The sequence below is a fragment of the Streptomyces sp. NPDC051636 genome, assembly GCF_044453765.1.
Lineage (GTDB): Bacteria > Actinomycetota > Actinomycetes > Streptomycetales > Streptomycetaceae > Streptomyces.
The window spans coordinates 47,163-62,574 of the sequence record NZ_JBITDA010000009.1 but is presented as its reverse complement, the minus strand read 5'-3'; the positions used below and the strand labels follow the sequence as shown (position 1 = coordinate 62,574).

The 15,412-nt window shown below is 73.5% G+C and carries 8 protein-coding genes; 6 read left to right on the top strand and 2 right to left on the bottom strand.

Annotation, left to right across the window (positions count from 1 at the left end; translation table 11 throughout):
* Nucleotides 1–68: 68 nt before the first annotated feature.
* Together ACIBBH_RS18110 and ACIBBH_RS18105 are read right to left on the bottom strand one after the other, a co-directional pair.
* Nucleotides 69–1,307, bottom strand: a complete 1,239-nt coding sequence (locus ACIBBH_RS18110) for a serine/threonine-protein kinase (RefSeq protein ID WP_399405632.1) — start codon at nt 1,305–1,307, stop codon at nt 69–71.
* Nucleotides 1,308–1,442: 135 nt separating this feature from the next.
* Nucleotides 1,443–3,131: a serine/threonine-protein kinase gene (locus ACIBBH_RS18105; RefSeq protein WP_399405630.1), complete on the bottom strand. Its 1,689-nt coding sequence runs from the start codon at nt 3,129–3,131 to the stop codon at nt 1,443–1,445.
* 334 nt (nt 3,132–3,465) lie between these two features.
* On the opposite strand from ACIBBH_RS18105, the gene ACIBBH_RS18100 reads away from it, so the two are divergent.
* The 6 genes from ACIBBH_RS18100 to ACIBBH_RS18075 all read left to right on the top strand — a co-directional run bounded on the left by ACIBBH_RS18100 (nt 3,466) and on the right by ACIBBH_RS18075 (nt 15,408).
* Nucleotides 3,466–6,831 (top strand): FHA domain-containing protein, encoded by a 3,366-nt coding sequence (locus ACIBBH_RS18100; protein WP_399405949.1) that lies wholly within the window; start codon nt 3,466–3,468, stop codon nt 6,829–6,831.
* Between the two features lie 155 nt (nt 6,832–6,986).
* On the top strand, nt 6,987–8,369 hold the full coding sequence (locus tag ACIBBH_RS18095) for an ABC transporter substrate-binding protein (protein WP_399405628.1): 1,383 nt from the start codon (nt 6,987–6,989) through the stop codon (nt 8,367–8,369).
* A 7-nt stretch (nt 8,370–8,376) separates the two neighbouring features.
* The gene (locus ACIBBH_RS18090) at nt 8,377–9,720 is read left to right on the top strand and encodes a carbohydrate ABC transporter permease (protein WP_399405626.1); all 1,344 of its coding nucleotides are present in this window, start codon (nt 8,377–8,379) and stop codon (nt 9,718–9,720) included.
* A complete protein-coding gene (locus tag ACIBBH_RS18085) occupies nt 9,717–10,625 on the top strand; it encodes a carbohydrate ABC transporter permease (protein ID WP_399405624.1) in 909 nt (302 codons plus the stop codon). The genes ACIBBH_RS18090 and ACIBBH_RS18085 overlap by 4 nt, the downstream gene beginning before the upstream one ends.
* Before the next feature lie 156 nt (nt 10,626–10,781).
* Nucleotides 10,782–13,043: a CDP-glycerol glycerophosphotransferase family protein gene (locus ACIBBH_RS18080; protein ID WP_399405622.1), complete on the top strand. Its 2,262-nt coding sequence runs from the start codon at nt 10,782–10,784 to the stop codon at nt 13,041–13,043.
* Nucleotides 13,044–13,206: 163 nt separating this feature from the next.
* Nucleotides 13,207–15,408: a bifunctional glycosyltransferase family 2 protein/CDP-glycerol:glycerophosphate glycerophosphotransferase gene (locus ACIBBH_RS18075; protein ID WP_399405620.1), complete on the top strand. Its 2,202-nt coding sequence runs from the start codon at nt 13,207–13,209 to the stop codon at nt 15,406–15,408.
* Nucleotides 15,409–15,412 lie beyond the last annotated feature (4 nt).

Below are 15,412 nucleotides of genomic sequence, written 5' to 3'. Positions count from 1 at the left end.
CCACCGGTTCGGTGGGCGAGCGGGGTCCAGCCGGCAGCGGGGCTCCTGGCGGCGCCCCGGGTCACGCGTCAGGGCGTGCCCGAGCTGTGGGTCTCGCGCGGAGTCGCCCCCGCGTCGTCCCCCGACGTCGCCAGCCACGCCCCGACCCCGACCGCCGCCGCGACCGCCACCCCCACGACCCCCAGCGTCACCTTCCGCCGCCGCGCAGCGGCACGATGCCGCGCCGACCCGGGCCTGGGGGCCCCGGCCGCGCGCGGCGCCCGGGCCGTCCCCCGCGCACCCCCGGCCAGCTCGTCGGGCCCCGGCACCCGCATCGACGTGTGCGTGTCCCGGTTGGAGTCCGGCTTGGCCCCGGGGACCAGCGACACCGCCCCCCGCCGCCGCACGTGCTCCCCGTTCCCGGCCGCCACCGGCGCCGACGGCTCGTCCTCCGCGTCCTCGGCCGGCTCCGCGTCCGGCTCGTCCACCTCCAGCGGCGGCATCCCGGCCAGCACCGGAAGCTGCTCCCGCAGCCGGGCCGCCAGCTCCGAGGCCCGCAGCCGCGAGGCCGGCGCCTTGGCCAGGCACTGCACGAGCAGCTGCCACAGCTCCTCGGGGATCCCGGGCAGCGGGACGACCGTCTCGGTCACGTGCCGTCGCAGTACGGCCCCGGGATGTCCGCCCCCGAAGGGGGTGAAGCCCGCCAGCAGCTCGTACAGCACCGTCGCGAGGGCGTAGATGTCGACCGAGGCGCGCGGCGGCAGGCCCTCCACGATCTCCGGGGCCAGATAGTCCGGCGTCCCGATGATCTTCGTGGCCCGGCTCCGCTTCGGCGAGTCGATCAGCTTGGCCACGCCGAAGTCCGTCAGCAGCGCCGGATGCGCACCGCCGGGGCCGAGCGGCCCCTGCATGTCCAGCAGCACGTTCTCCGGCTTGACGTCCCGGTGCACGATCCCGGCCGCGTGCGCCGCGGCCAGCCCGTCCGCGACGTCGGCCACGATGGCCACGGCCGCTTCGGGCGCCAGCCGCCGCTCACGCTCCAGCCGGGTGCGCAGGTCCGTGCCCCGGACCAGGTCCATGACGAGCGCGAGGTCGTTGCCGTCGACCACGAGGTCGCGCACCGACACGACGTTCGGGTGCTCCAGGCCGAGCAGGGCCGTGCGCTCCTGGACGAAGCGGCCGACGAGTTCCTGGTCGGACGCGAGATCCTCGCGCAGCAGCTTGATGGCGACGGGCCCGTCCGGACCCTCACCCAGCCACACCGTGCCGGCGCTGCCCCGCCCCAGGATCTGGTGGGCGGTGTACCGGCTGCCGATCTTCCGTGCCAAGGCTGCTCCTACAGACGCGTGTTGTCGTTAAAACTACGCGTCCGGGGAGCCAACCTTCACCGCGGAGACGGAAATCACCCGCCAGATGTCGACAAATCCCCAACATGACGACCCACCCGGCGATCGGTCCGGCGCTCAGTTACCGGCGGAACCGCCCCCGAGCTCCTTGACCCACTTGCTCGCCGTGCCGACCCAGTGGCTCAGCTCCTGCCAGTAGCCCCGGCCCGTCCCGATCCAGTCCTGCAGGGGGCTGAGCTCCCAGATCAGCCAGCCCGCGACGAACAGGATGACGATCGTGAACAGGCACCCCTTGAGGCAGCCGAGCCCGGGGATCTTCATCGGGTTGGCGCTGCGCTGCCGCGGCTCCCGCGCGGGCCGCTGGGGCTGTGCCGGGGCGGGCGGCGCGTACCGCTGCGGCTGCTGGTGCTGCGGCGGGGCGTACTGCTGCGGCTGTTGCTGCTGCGGATGGCCGTACCCGGGCGGCGGCCCCTGCTGCGGACGCTGCCGGGCCGGGCGCTGCTGCGGCTGCTGCTGACGGGGCTGCTGCTGGCGCGGCTGCTGCTGCGGCCGGGCCACCTGGCGCTGCGGGCGGCGGCGCAGCGGGTCCTCGTTCGGGTCCAGGTACTGGACCTGCGTCTGCTCGTTGCGGTCACGGGCGGCGCGCAGCTGGGTCTGCCAGGGGTGCGGCTGCTCGGGCGGCTGCTGGCCGGGCGGCACCGGCGGCATGACGGCGGTCGGGTCGGCGGCCCCGGTGTTCGGCAGGACGGCGGTGGGGTCGGCCGCGCCCGCCGGGCCGCCGGTGTGGGGCAGGACGCTGGTCGCCGCGTTCGGGTCGTACGCTCCGGGCGCCGAGCCCGTGGGCAGCACCTGCGTGGGGTCGGCGGCCCCGGGCGCGCCCGGTACGGCGGCCGGTGCCGGGTCGGGGACGAGCAGGGCCCCGACGCCCTCGGCGGCGGCGATCTGCGCGCTGTTGGCGTGCACGCCGATGCCCTCGGCGACGACGCGCAGGCCGCGCGCGAGGTTCTCGGCGCTGGGCCGTTCGTCCGGGTTCTTGCGCAGGCAGCGTTCTATGACCGTCCAGAGCGGGTCGGGGACCGTGGACGGGCGGCGCGGCTCGGCGCTGAGGTGCTGGTGCAGGACCTCCAGGGCGGAGCCGCCGGAGAACGGCGGGTGGCCGGTGACCAGCTCGTAGAGCAGGATGCCGGCGCCGTAGATGTCGACGGCGGAGGTCTGCGGGCGGCCCTCGGCGCTCTCGGGGGCGACGTACGCGGGCGTGCCGACGAACTCGTGGGTGCGGGTCAGGCCCGGGGAGTCGGCCAGGCGGGCGATGCCGAAGTCGGTCAGCAGCGGGTGCATCTGTCCTTCGTACTGCTGGAGCAGCACGTTGGCGGGCTTGAGGTCGCGGTGGACGACCCCGTCGGCGTGGCTGGCGGCGAGCGCGTCGGCGATCTGCGCGGTCAGCAGCGCGGCGGCGACGGGTGTGAAGGGGCCGTTCTCGCGCAGGTAGCGGTGCAGGTCGGGGCCTTCGACGAGGTCCATGACCAGCGCCAGCAGATCGCCCTCGACCACCAGGTCGCGCACCCGCACGATGTTCGGGTGGGTGAGCCGGAGCAGGACGGACCGCTCCCTGAGGAACCGCATGACGACGTCGGGGTCGCCGGCCAGCTCCTCCTTGAGGACCTTGATCGCGACGGTCTCACCGGGCTGGCCGGGCACGGCCGCCTCGGCGCCCGCGGTCTCACGCTGGCGGGCTCGCCAGACGGTGCCCGTGGCGCCGCGTCCGAGCGGCTCCTCGAGCAGGTACTTGCTGCCTACCGGCCGCACGTCATGCGCTCCCTGCTGCTTGCTTACCTGGTACCGACCCACTGTAGTGCCGTCCCCGAAGGCACTACGTAAGCGTTCCCGAGCATGTTCGAAGGAAAGACGCTCGCCTCGGTCCGCTGGTTGCCCGGTCCGGACGTGACCGATCTCAAGTGATCGCCGGCACGTTACTGGTCAGGCATTTTTAGGGGCAGAGGTGACCAATCAAGATCACTTGGTGCCGGGATGCGGGCGCGTTGTCAGTGGCAGGTGCGAGGATGCCTGCAGTACTGGCCGACGTGCTCGTGTGGGGTGGGGGAAGTCCGCGCCGCCCGCGCAGAAGGGACCGCTGACGGCGATGCAGATCCGGCTGACCGTCGTAGATCCGCTGGGCCCGTCCCCGCAGCGGGGCCGCGCCGCGAGCCGCGACGTGCTGGTCACGGCGCCCGCGGGCACGGCACTGGCCGCGGTGGCGTCGGCGCTGGCCTCGGCGGTCGCGGGCGACGGGGGCCGGGAGGCCGGCAGCGCCCCGGTGGTGCTGTACGCCGGAGCGGAGCGGCTGGACGCCGGCCGCAGCACTCTGGGCGAGCCCCCGCTGGTCGACGGCGCCGTGCTGTCCCTGGGCGCCCCCGCCGAACCCGAATCGCGCCCGGAACTCGACGACGCCCCGACCCAGTTGCACGTGGTCGCGGGCCCGGACGCGGGCGGAGTCCACCTGCTGCACGGCGGCCAGGTCACCATAGGCCGCTCCGCCGACGCCGACGTCCCCCTCGACGACCCCGACGTCTCCCGCCTGCACTGCGCGGTCACGGTCGCCGCCGACGGCCGCGTCTCGGTCGCCGACCTGGGCTCCACCAACGGCACCGCGCTGGACGGCGCGCCCGTGGGCGACCGGCCGGTGCGGCTGTCTCCGGGAGCGCTGCTGAGGATCGGCGAATCGGCCCTGCGGCTTACTCCGTCCGGGGGAGCCGGGGCGCGAGTGGAGACGGTGCCCGACGGGGAGGGCTGCGTGCGGGTCGCCCCCGGGGGTACGGCGGCTCACGCGCGCGTGGAACACACCGGGCCGTCCTCGGGGGCCACGCACCATGCCTACGGCCCGGCGGACTGGGGAGCCTCGGGCGCCCAGGGACAGCGGCCCCTTGAGCCGGTCGTCCCGGGACAGGGCGGGGCGCCCGCGATCGAGGGCCGGGACGGCGAGGCCACGCACGCCGGTCCCTTCGGCGTCGGCGGTGTGGGCGGGACCTTCGCGGCGCAGGGCACGGCCGGCGATGCCGCCGCACAGGACCCGCCCCCCGGGGCACGCAAAGGCACCCCCCTGCGCGGCACCGAGGTCCCGCCCGGCGTCCGCAAGCGGGGAGGTCTCGGCGCGTGGGCGCGGCGGCTGACCGGCGGACGCGGCGAACCGTCGGCCGGTCCGCGGGCGTACGAGGAGGAGGGCGCCGAGGAGACCGCCCTCCCCCCGGCCGGTGTCCCGCAGCAGCCGGAGACCTGGCCGGACCCGGCGGCCCTGCTGCTGACCGCGCTGGGCCCCGGCCCCCGGCTGTGGGAACGCGGGCCGGGGCATCCGGAGACGCTCACGGTCCGGCTCGGCACGGCCGACCGGGCCGCGCCCGACGGCTCGGGCCTGCTGCCCGTCGTACCGGTGACCGCCGACCTGCGGGAGGCCGGGGCGCTGGGCCTGGCCGGGCCGCGCGCGCGGCTGTCCGGGCTGGCCCGCGCGGTGCTGGCCCAGCTGGCCGCGCTGCACTCCCCAGACCTGCTGGAAATCGTCCTGATCAGCCCGGACCGCGCCCGCCCGCTGGAGGAGCGCACCGCCGAGTGGTCCTGGCTCGGCTGGCTGCCGCACGTACGCCCCGGGCACGGCCAGGACTGCCGTCTGCTGCTGGCCTACGACCGCGAGCAGGCGGCGGCCCGCACCGAGGAGCTCCTGCGCCGCCTGGACGACCCGTCGGCCCGGCAGGAGGCCGGCAGGAGGCCGTCGGTCCCGGCAAGCCGCCCCGGACCGACGGCGTCCGCCGACCGCCCGCACCCGGAGGCAGCGAGCCCGGCAGGTCCGTCCGCCCAGGCCCCGGCCACCGACCCCCGCCGCCCGGCCCGGCGCCCCTCCTGGGCGCGGGGCGACGACGGCGCGGACCGGACCGGCGGCTTCCCGGGGCCGTACACCGTGGTCGTCGTGGACGGCGATCCCGGGGGTGCCGCGCTGCGCGAGGCGGTGGCACGGCTGGCGCTGGAGGGGCCGCGGGCCGGGATCCACGTGGTGTGCCTGGCCGAGACGGCACCGGCCTCGCCCGCCTCGCCGGTGACGGAGACCTACGAGGCGGCGTGCTCGGCGGCGCCCACGTTCCGCGCCTGCGGGGCGGTCGCGCTGCTCAGCGGCGATGTCGCCACGGCCCTGCGGCTGATGCGTGTCGCGCGGACCGACACCCCGGCCGCGCCTGCCGGACCGGTGGGCCCCGGCACCGTCGCCGCCGTCGACGCCGTCTCCCTCGCCTGGGCGGAACGGTTCGCGCGGGCGCTGGCGCCGCTGCGGACGGACGGCATCATCGGCGAGGGGCACGCACGCGTGGCGGCACCGCTGCCCCAGTCGGCGCGGCTGCTGGACGAACTGGGCCTCGCCCGGGCCACCCCGGCCTCCCTGATGGCGCGCTGGGCGGACGCGGCCGACGACACCGAGTCGCTCGGCGGGCGGGCCTGGGCCGTGCTCGGTGCCGGGCCACGCGGCCCGCTCACCGCCGACCTGGTCGCCGACGGACCGCACCTGCTGATCGAGGGGCCGGCCGGCAGCGGCCGTACGGAACTGCTGCGCGCGGTCGTCGCCTCGCTCGCCGCGGCCGAGCGCCCCGACCGGCTGGGCATCGTCCTGATCGACGGCCGGGACGGCGTCGGCGCCGGCGGCGCGCACGGCGAGGGCCTGCGGGTCTGCACGGACATACCGCACGTCACCACCCACCTCACCGCCAACGACCCCGTCCGCATGCGGGAGTTCGCCCAGTCCCTGAGCGCCGAACTGAAGCGGCGGGCCGAGTTGCTCGGGCGGGCCGACTTCGCCGAGTGGCACGCGCACCGCGCGGTGTCGGGCCGCATCGTCGCGCAGCGCACGCCCGCCGGGCGGCCCGCCGCGTCCGGGGCCGGGGACCTGGAGACACCGCCCAGTTCGACGCTGCGGCTGCGGCCGGCGGCATCCTCCCGGCAGCAGACCGAGGCGGCGCCGCCGCTGCCCCGGCTGGTGGTGGTCGCCGACGACCTCGACGCGCTGGTCTCCCCCGCGCTCGGCTCCCCGGGGCGGCCCGCCGCCGGGTCGGTCATACGCGCGCTGGAGGCGGTGGCCAAGGAGGGCGAGCGGCTCGGCGTCCACCTGGTGGCGGCGACCGGCCCCGGCGGCCGCACTGCGGAGACGGAACCGTCCCGCCGGGCCACCCTGCGCGTCACCCTGGACGCGCCGTCCTCCGGCCCCGACGAACCGGCCCCCGGGCGCGGGCGGCTGGCTTGCGCCGACGGCCGCATATCCCCCTTCCAGGGGGGCCGGGTGACCGGCCGCATCCCCCGCACCGCCACCCAGCGCCCCACGGTGGTCCCCCTCGACTGGCACCGCATGGGTGACCCCCCGACCCGCCGTCCCGTCCGCGAACTGGGCAACGGCCCCACGGACCTGGCCCTGCTGGCCAGCGCGGTGGAGAGGGCGGCGCGAGAGGTGGCGGCCGCGGAGGTCCCCTCGCTGCTGTAGCTCGAAGTAGTGCGCATACGCGCCTGGTCACGAGCCGGTCACGATCCCCCGGTTGACAGCGGTGGCGCTCTTGCCTGGTTCAAGTACCCCGGCGTAGACCGGACCGCACGGGACAGCGCTCGGACGTTCAACGAAGAACGAAGAACGGGGCAGTGATGCGTAGCAACAGCAACACCATCCGGACAAACAGGGCCGTCACCACCATCGCCGCCCTCCTCGCGGGAGCCCTCGCGCTCACCGCCTGTAGTGGCAGTGACGACAAGAAGGACGACGGCGGCAGCAGCGGCGGGGCCACCGAGAGCGGCTCCACCGTCTCCCTCCCGAAGCTGAACGGCGCGAGCCTGGAGGTCGCCGCCGTCTGGACCGGCACCGAGCAGAAGAACTTCAAGAAGGTCCTCGCGGAGTTCGAGAAGCGCACGGGCGCCAAGGTGACGTTCGTACCCGCCCAGGACCCGATCATCAACTTCCTCGGTTCGAAGATCGCCGGTGGTCAGCCGCCGGACATCGCGCTGCTGCCGCAGCCCGGCGCCATCAAGCAGGCCGTGGACAAGAAGTGGGCCAAGCCGCTCGGCGCCGACGCCGTCAAGGAACTGCAGAAGAACTACGCGCAGGGCTGGCAGGACATCGGCAAGGTCGACGGCAAGCAGTACGGCGTCTACTACAAGGCCGCCAACAAGTCGCTGATCTGGTACAACGTCAAGGCCTTCGAGGGCGCGGGCGCCAAGGAGCCCAAGAACTGGCAGGAGTTGCTGACCACCGCGCAGGCCGTGTACGACTCCGGGATCACCCCGTTCTCGATCGGCGGCGCCGACGGCTGGACCCTCACCGACTGGTTCGAGAACGTCTACCTCTCCCAGGCGGGCCCGGAGAAGTACGACCAGCTCGCCCAGCACAAGATCAAGTGGACCGACCCCTCGGTGAAGCAGGCGCTCACCACGCTCGCCCATATCTGGGGCAAGAAGGACTACGTGGCGGGCGGCGCGAACGGCGCGCTGCAGACCGAGTTCCCGGCCTCCGTCACCCAGACCTTCACCGGCGGCGACCAGCCGAAGGCGGCCATGGTCTACGAGGGTGACTTCGCGCAGGTCAACATCGGGGACACCAAGGCGAAGGTGGGCACGGACGCGAAGGTGTTCCCGTTCCCGGCGGTGGGCTCCTCCGCGCCGGTGGTCTCCGGCGGTGACGCGGCCGTCATCCTGAAGGACTCCAAGGCGGCCCAGGCGCTGGCCACCTTCCTGGCCTCCTCGGACGCGGCGACGATCCAGGCGAAGCTCGGCGGCTACCTGTCCCCGAACAAGAACGTGCCGAACTCGGCGTATCCGAACACGGTGCAGCAGACGATCGCCAAGGCGCTGATCGCCTCCGGTGACGACTTCCGCTTCGACATGTCCGACCAGGCCCCGCAGGCCTTCGGCGGCACCCCCGGCAAGGGCGAGTGGAAGGACCTGCAGGACTTCCTGAAGAACCCGAAGGACGTCGCGGGCGCCCAGGCGAAGCTGGAGAAGGACGCGGCGGCCGCGTACGGGAACGGGAGCTGATCCGGCCATGGCGTCGGCAGCGGCGGCCGGGGCCCCACCGGGCCCCGCCGCGCCCAAGAGCCGCAAGAGCGTGACCGGCACCCGCAGGACCGTGGCAGCTCTCTTCCTGCTGCCCGCCCTGGTGCTGCTCGGCGCGCTCGTGGTCTACCCGATCGGGTACTCGGTCGTCCGCAGCTTCTACAACGCCGACGGCGACGGCTTCGCCGGAGTCGACAACTACAAGGCGCTGTTCACCGACGACGGCATCCGCACCGCCCTGAAGAACAACATCATCTGGGTGGTGTTCGCGCCGACCGTCTCCACCGCGCTCGGTCTGATCTTCGCGGTGCTGACCGAACGGGTGCGCTGGGGCACGGCGTTCAAGCTGGTCGTCTTCATGCCGATGGCGATCTCGATGCTGGCCGCCGGCATCATCTTCCGGCTGGTGTACGACCAGGACCCCGACAAGGGCGTCGCCAACGCGGTGTGGGTCGGCGTCCACGACACCTTCGCCCAGTCGTCGGCGTTCCCGAAGGCGCACCCGGGCCGTGAGTCGCCGCTCAAGCCGGACGGGGGCGGTTTCCTCACCTCGGCGCCCGTGCGCACCGGTCAGGTCGTCACCCTGCCGCTCGTCGGCGTGGCCCCCGACCAGATGCCCGACAGCGCGAAGAAGGCGGTGGCGGCGAAACCGGAGCCGGGGAAGATCACCGGCACGACCTGGCAGGACTTCACCCGTGGCAAGGGCGTCGGCAAGCTGGGCGCCCCCGACCCGTCCGAGCTGGGCTACTCGGGGATGCGGATCGAGGCGGTGCAGGACGGCAAGGTGGTGGCCTCCACGGAGGCCGCCGACGACGGCACCTTCACCCTCCCGGCGAAGGCCGACGGGGCCCGGCTCCGCCTCCCGGCGAGCAACTTCAAGGAGCCGTACAACGGCCTCGACTGGCTCGGCCCGTCGCTGGTCACGCCGGCCATCATCGGGTCGTACGTATGGATGTGGGCGGGCTTCGCGATGGTACTGATCGCGGCCGGGCTCGCGGGGGTGCCCCGGGAGCTGCTGGAGGCAGCGCGCGTCGACGGGGCCAACGAGTGGCAGGTGTTCCGCAAGGTCACCGTCCCGCTGCTCGCGCCGGTCCTCGCGGTCGTCGTCGTCACCCTGATGATCAATGTGCTGAAGGTCTTCGATCTGGTCTTCATCATCGCGCCGGGCTCCTCCCAGGACGACGCGAACGTGCTGGCGCTGGAGCTGTACCGCAAGGGCTTCGCGGAGAGCCAGCCGGGCATCGCGAGCGCGATCGCGGTGTTCCTGCTGTTGCTGGTGATCCCCGTGATGCTGTTCAACATCCGACGGCTCAGGCGGGAGGTGCGGCGATGACCACGCACGCCGGAAGCATCGGCAAGGTGGCGCCCGTCGAGACCGTGAAGGCCAGGCAGTCGCTGGGCTCGAAGATCGTGGAGAAACTCGGCGGCGGACTGGTCCGCGTCTTCCTCATCGTCGTCGGCCTGTTCTGGCTGGTGCCGACCATCGGTCTGCTCGTCTCCTCCCTGCGCACACCGGAGGACATGAGCGCGTCCGGCTGGTGGAAGGTGTTCGCCAAGCCCTCCCGACTCACCTTCGACAGCTACCAGAAGCTGCTGGAGAACAGCGACATCACCAACTCGCTGTGGAACACCGTCCTGATCACGGTCCCGGCGACCGTCCTGGTCGTGGTCATCGGCTCCCTCGCGGGCTACGCCTTCGCGTGGATGGAGTTCCCAGGCCGCGACTGGTGGTTCCTGGGCGTGGTCGGCCTGCTGGTGGTGCCGGTGCAGGTGGCGCTGATCCCGATCGCCGAACTGTTCGGCAAGATCGGCCTGTTCGGGACGATCCTCGGGGTGGTCCTGTTCCACGTGGGCTTCGGCCTGCCCTTCGCGGTGTTCCTGCTGCGGAACTTCTTCGCGGAGATCCCCCGCGAGTTGCTGGAGGCGGCCCGGCTGGACGGCGCGGGCGAACTGCGCCTGTTCGCCCGGGTGGTGATGCCGCTGGGCGGGCCGGCGATCGCGAGCCTGGGCATCTTCCAGTTCCTGTGGGTGTGGAACGACATGCTGGTCGCGCTGGTGTTCACCAAGTCGGGCAGCCAGCCGATCACGGTCGCGCTGCAGACGCAGGTCCGCCAGTTCGGCAACAACATCGACGTCCTGGCACCCGGCGCGTTCATCTCCATGGTGATCCCGCTGGCCGTGTTCTTCGCGTTCCAGCGGCAGTTCGTGACGGGCGTGATGGCGGGGGCGGTCAAGTAGGCGGCTGCACCACGCTTTTGGAGGGGCGGGCCGGACACCGGCCCGCCCCTCGGCGTTCACCGGCATGTCCCCCACATGCAGTACGAACCGTAACCAATTCACTCCATCGGCCGTTCCCGGGCAGAACGCCCGCGCCGACCGACCCATGGATGTCCCTTGCCCAGGTTCAGTGTCATTGTCCCCGCGTACAAGGTCCAGGCGTACCTGCCCGAGTGCCTGGACTCGGTGCTCTCGCAGTCCTACCCCGATCTGGAACTGATCACCGTCGACGACTGCTCGCCGGACGCCTGCGGGGCGGTCATCGACGAGTACGCGGCCCGTGACGGGCGCGTACGGGCGGTGCACCTGCCGGAGAACCAGGGTCTGGGCCGCGCCCGCAACACGGGACTGGAGCATGCCACGGGCGACTACCTGGTCTTCCTGGACAGCGACGACACCCTCACCCCGGACGCGCTGCGGGCGATCGCCGACCGGATCAAGGAGACCGGCGAACCGGACGTCCTGGTCTACGACTATGCGCGCACGTACTGGACCGGCGAGGCCGTCCGCAACAAGGTCGCGCTCCAGCTGACCGAGCAGGGCCCGGCCCCGTTCCGTCTGGAGGACCGCCCGGGCCTGCTGAAGGTGCTGATGGTGGCCTGGAACAAGGCCTACCGGCGGGAGTTCGTCGAACGCGAGGCCTTCCGGTTCCCGCCGGGCTACTACGAGGACACCCCCTGGACGTTCCCCGTCCTGATGACGGCCGAGTCGATCGCGACGCTCGACCGGGTGTGCGTGCACTACCGGCAGCGCCGGCAGGGCAGCATCCTGCGCACCACCAGCCGCAAGCACTTCGACGTCTTCGAGCAGTACGACCGGGTGTTCGCGTACGTCGCGGAGCGGCCCGAGCTGGCCAGATGGCGGCCGGTGCTGTTCCGCCGCATGGTCGACCACCTCTCGACGGTGTTCACCCGCCGCGACCGGCTGCCGCGCGGCACCCGCGCCGAGTTCCTGCGCCTGGCCCGCGCCCACTACCGCCGCTACCGCGCCCCCGGCACCCCTGTGCCGCTGCGCGCCCGCCTCCACCACACCCTGGTGCGCCTGGGCCTGCACCGCACCTACCGCGCCCTCCAGCTGGCGGCGTCCGCGGCCCGCCGCACGCGGAAGCTGGCCGCCAAGCTGGCCCGCGCCGTCCGGGCCGCCGCCCTCCGGCTGCACTACCGCGTCCAGCTGCGCCTGCCGCTGCGCGCCGACCGCGCGGTGTTCGCCGCCCACGGGGGCCGCGGTCACGGCTGCAACCCGGGCGCTCTGGAGGCCGCGTTCCGCGCGCACGCCCCGCACATCCGCACCGCCTGGATCGCCCGCCCCGAGCACCAGCACACCGTCCCGCCGGGCCCGCGCCGCCTGCGCCCCGGCACCGCCGCCTACTGGACGGCGCTGGCCCGCTCGAAGTACCTGGTCAACAACGTCAACTTCGACCGCCGGCTGCGCAAGCGCCCCGGTCAGGTCTTCGTGCAGACCGAGCACGGCACACCGCTGGGGCACATGGGCCTCGACCTGCAGGAACGCCCGGCTGCCGCCCGGGACACGGACTTCGAGGAGCTCCTCGAGAGCGTCGACAAGTGGGACTACGTCCTGTCCGCCAACCGCCACACCACCCTGACCTGGGAGCGCGTCTACCCCGGCCGCTACACCACCCTGGAGTACGGCTACCCGCGCAACGACGTCTTCCAGCGGGCCACCTCCGCCGACGTGACCCGGCTGCGCGAGTCGCTCGGCGTCTCTCAGGGCGCGGTCGCGATCCTGTACGCCCCCGCCCACCGCGACTACCGCCGCACCCAGCGCCCCGCCCTCGACCTGGACCGCATCCTGCGCCGCCTGGGCCCGCGCTACGTGATCCTGGCCCGCGCCCCCCACGGGCGGCGCGGCCTGTTCACCGAGGGCGGCCGGGTCATCGACGTCAGCGACCACCCGAGCGTCGAGCAGCTCTGCCTCGCCTCGGACGCGCTGCTCACGGACTACTCGTCGATCATGTTCGACTACGCCAACCTCGACCGGCCGATCGTCGTGCACGCCGGTGACTGGGACGCCTACGAGGCGGCCCGCGGCACCTACTTCGACCTGCGCTCCTTCCCGCCGGGCGCGGTCGCGCGCAGCGAGGACGAGCTGATCGACATCTTCGCCACCGGGCACTGGCGCGGCTCCCGCTCCACCCAGCTGCGCACCGCGTTCCGGGAGCGTTTCTGCCCGTACGACGACGGACGCGCGGCCGAACGGGTCGTACGGCACGTCGTGCTGGGCGAGCCGGCGGGGCTGCCGAAGGTCGTGTCACTCGACCGGCGGCACCCGGTTCCGTCGGCGGCGTCAGGGCTCGCGCGCTCCCCGCTCGCCACCGTGCCGCAACCTTCCGGCCCGCTCCCCGTCACCGAGAGCCGCTGAACGACGTTTGCCCTTCCGGGAGTTCCCATGCCCCTCAGCACCTCGCGGCCCACTCCGTCCCGGCCGTCCACCTGGCGGCCGGCCGGGCGGCCCGGCCGCGTCCGTACGGCCTGAGCCCAGGACGGCAAGGACTGGCGCCAGGACAGACAACAGGAAGAGCAGAATGCCCCGCTTCAGCATCATCGTCCCGTCCCACGGGGTCGCTGGCAGGCTGTCCCAGGCGCTGGACTCGGTCCTCGCCCAGTCCTTCCGCGACCTGGAGCTGATCCCGGTCTGCGACGGGCCCGACGCCCCGGCCGCCGACGTCGCCGCCGGTTACGCCGAGCGGGACTCCCGGGTGGCACCGGTCCACTCGCCGCCCTCGGCCGGTCCGGGCGGGGCGCGCAACGCCGGGATGCGAGCGGCGACCGGCGCGTACCTGCTGTTCCTCGACGGCGACGACGTCCTCGTACCGGGGGCGCTGGCCACGCTCGACGCGCGGCTCACCGAGACGGGTGACGTGGACGTGCTGTACTTCGAGCACCAGCGGATCCCGTGGTGGGAGGGCGAGCCGACCAATCCGGCGCAGCCGCTGCTGGCGAAGGCCCCACAGGGGGCGTTCGCCCCGGTCCGGGCGCCGCAGCTCACCGGGGTGCAGCTGCCGGCGTGGAGCGCCGCCTACCGCCGTTCCTTCGTCACCGGGCACGAACTCGCCTTTCTTGGAACCCACTTCGCGGACCTCGGCTGGGGCGGCCGGACCACGATCGCGGCCCAGCGGATCGCCGTACTGCGCTCGGTGCTGGTCCGGCACCGGCTGCGGCGGCAGGGCAGCCGGCTCAATCTGCCGGGGGCGCACCAGCACGAGCTCCTCGACCAGGTCGAGGAGGTGCTGACCCGGGCCGCGGAGCGGGAGCTGCCCGGTGAACGGCTGGGGCCGCTGTTCGAGCAGCTGTTCGCGTTCGTGCTGAAGACGGCGTCCCGGCCCGAGCGGCTGCCCTCCGGGCACCGGGCCTTCTTCCGCCGGGCGGCCCGTCTGTACCGGCGCCACCGCCCGGCCGGGTTCCGGCTGCCGGGCGGCAGTCTGGGCGTGCAGCACCGGCTGCTGGCGGCGGGGGCGTACACGGCGTTCCGTGCGCTGCGGGGCGCCAACCAGGCGGCGGTGCGGGTCGCCGAGGGCGTCCCGCGCCCGCACGCGCTGCGCACCCGCCTGAGGTACGCCAGTGATCTGCGCCGCCCCCTCGACCCCGACCTCGCCGTGTACTGCGCCTACTGGGGCCGCGGCTACGCCTGCAACCCGGCCGCGATCCACGCCAAGGCCCGCGAACTCGCCCCGCACATCCGCTCGGTGTTCCTGGTCGAGCCCGACCAGGCGCACGCCATGCCGAAGGGCGTCGACTACGCGGTGATCGGCAGCCGTCGCTACTGGGAGGTGCTGGCCCGGGCCAAGTTCCTGGTGAACAACGCCAACTTCGCCGAGGGCGTCGTCAAGCGACCGGGCAGCGTGCACGTGCAGACCCAGCACGGCACGCCGCTGAAGAAGATGGGCGTGGACCAGTCGACGTACCCGGTGGTGGCCGCGCAGACCGGCAGCTTCGCCAAGCTGCTCGGGAGGGTGGACCGCTGGGACTTCAACCTCTCCTCCAACCGCCACTCCACCCAGATGTGGGAGCGGGCCTTCCCCGGTGCGTACGAGGCGCTGGAGTACGGCTATCCGCGCAATGACGTCTACTACACGGCGACCGGCGAGGACGTCTGCCGTATCCGGCGCGAACTCGGCGTGCCGGAGGGGAAGACCGCCGTCCTGTACGCCCCGACCCACCGCGACCACCACACCGGCTTCGAGACCGGTCTCGATCTGGAGGCCTTCTGCGACGCGGCCGGCGAGGACGTGGTCGTGCTGCTGCGCGCCCACTACTTCTACGACCGGGGGCTCGGCAGGAGCAGCGGCCGGATCATCGACGTCACCGCGCACCGCTCCTCGGAGGAGGTGTGCCTGGCCGCGGACGCGCTGGTCACCGACTACTCGTCGATCATGTTCGACTACGCCAACCTCGACCGGCCGATCGTGGTGTACGCCGACGACTGGGAGGTCTACCAGGAGACCCGGGGCGTCTACTTCGACCTGATGGCCGCACCGCCCGGCCCGGTCGCCCGCACGCCGGAGGAGCTGGCCCGCGTCTTCCGCGACGGCTCCTACACGGGGCCCGAGTCCAGGGAACTGCGGGCCGCGTTCCGGGAGCGGTTCTGCGAGTTCGACGACGGCCGGGCCGCCGAGCGCGTCGTACGGCGGGTGCTGCTCGGCCAGCCACCGGAGGCGATCCCGCCCGTGATCCCGCTCGCGGAGCGCATCCCCGCCCCCGCCGCCGCGACCCTCGTGAGGAGCTGACCCG

Coding starts and splice junctions, on each gene's coding strand:
- ACIBBH_RS18100 (WP_399405949.1), top strand. CDS start 3,466: ATGCAGATCCGGCTGACCGTCGTAGATCCGCTGGGCCCGTCCCCGCAG.
- ACIBBH_RS18095 (WP_399405628.1), top strand. CDS start 6,987: ATGCGTAGCAACAGCAACACCATCCGGACAAACAGGGCCGTCACCACC.
- ACIBBH_RS18090 (WP_399405626.1), top strand. CDS start 8,377: ATGGCGTCGGCAGCGGCGGCCGGGGCCCCACCGGGCCCCGCCGCGCCC.
- ACIBBH_RS18085 (WP_399405624.1), top strand. CDS start 9,717: ATGACCACGCACGCCGGAAGCATCGGCAAGGTGGCGCCCGTCGAGACC.
- ACIBBH_RS18075 (WP_399405620.1), top strand. CDS start 13,207: ATGCCCCGCTTCAGCATCATCGTCCCGTCCCACGGGGTCGCTGGCAGG.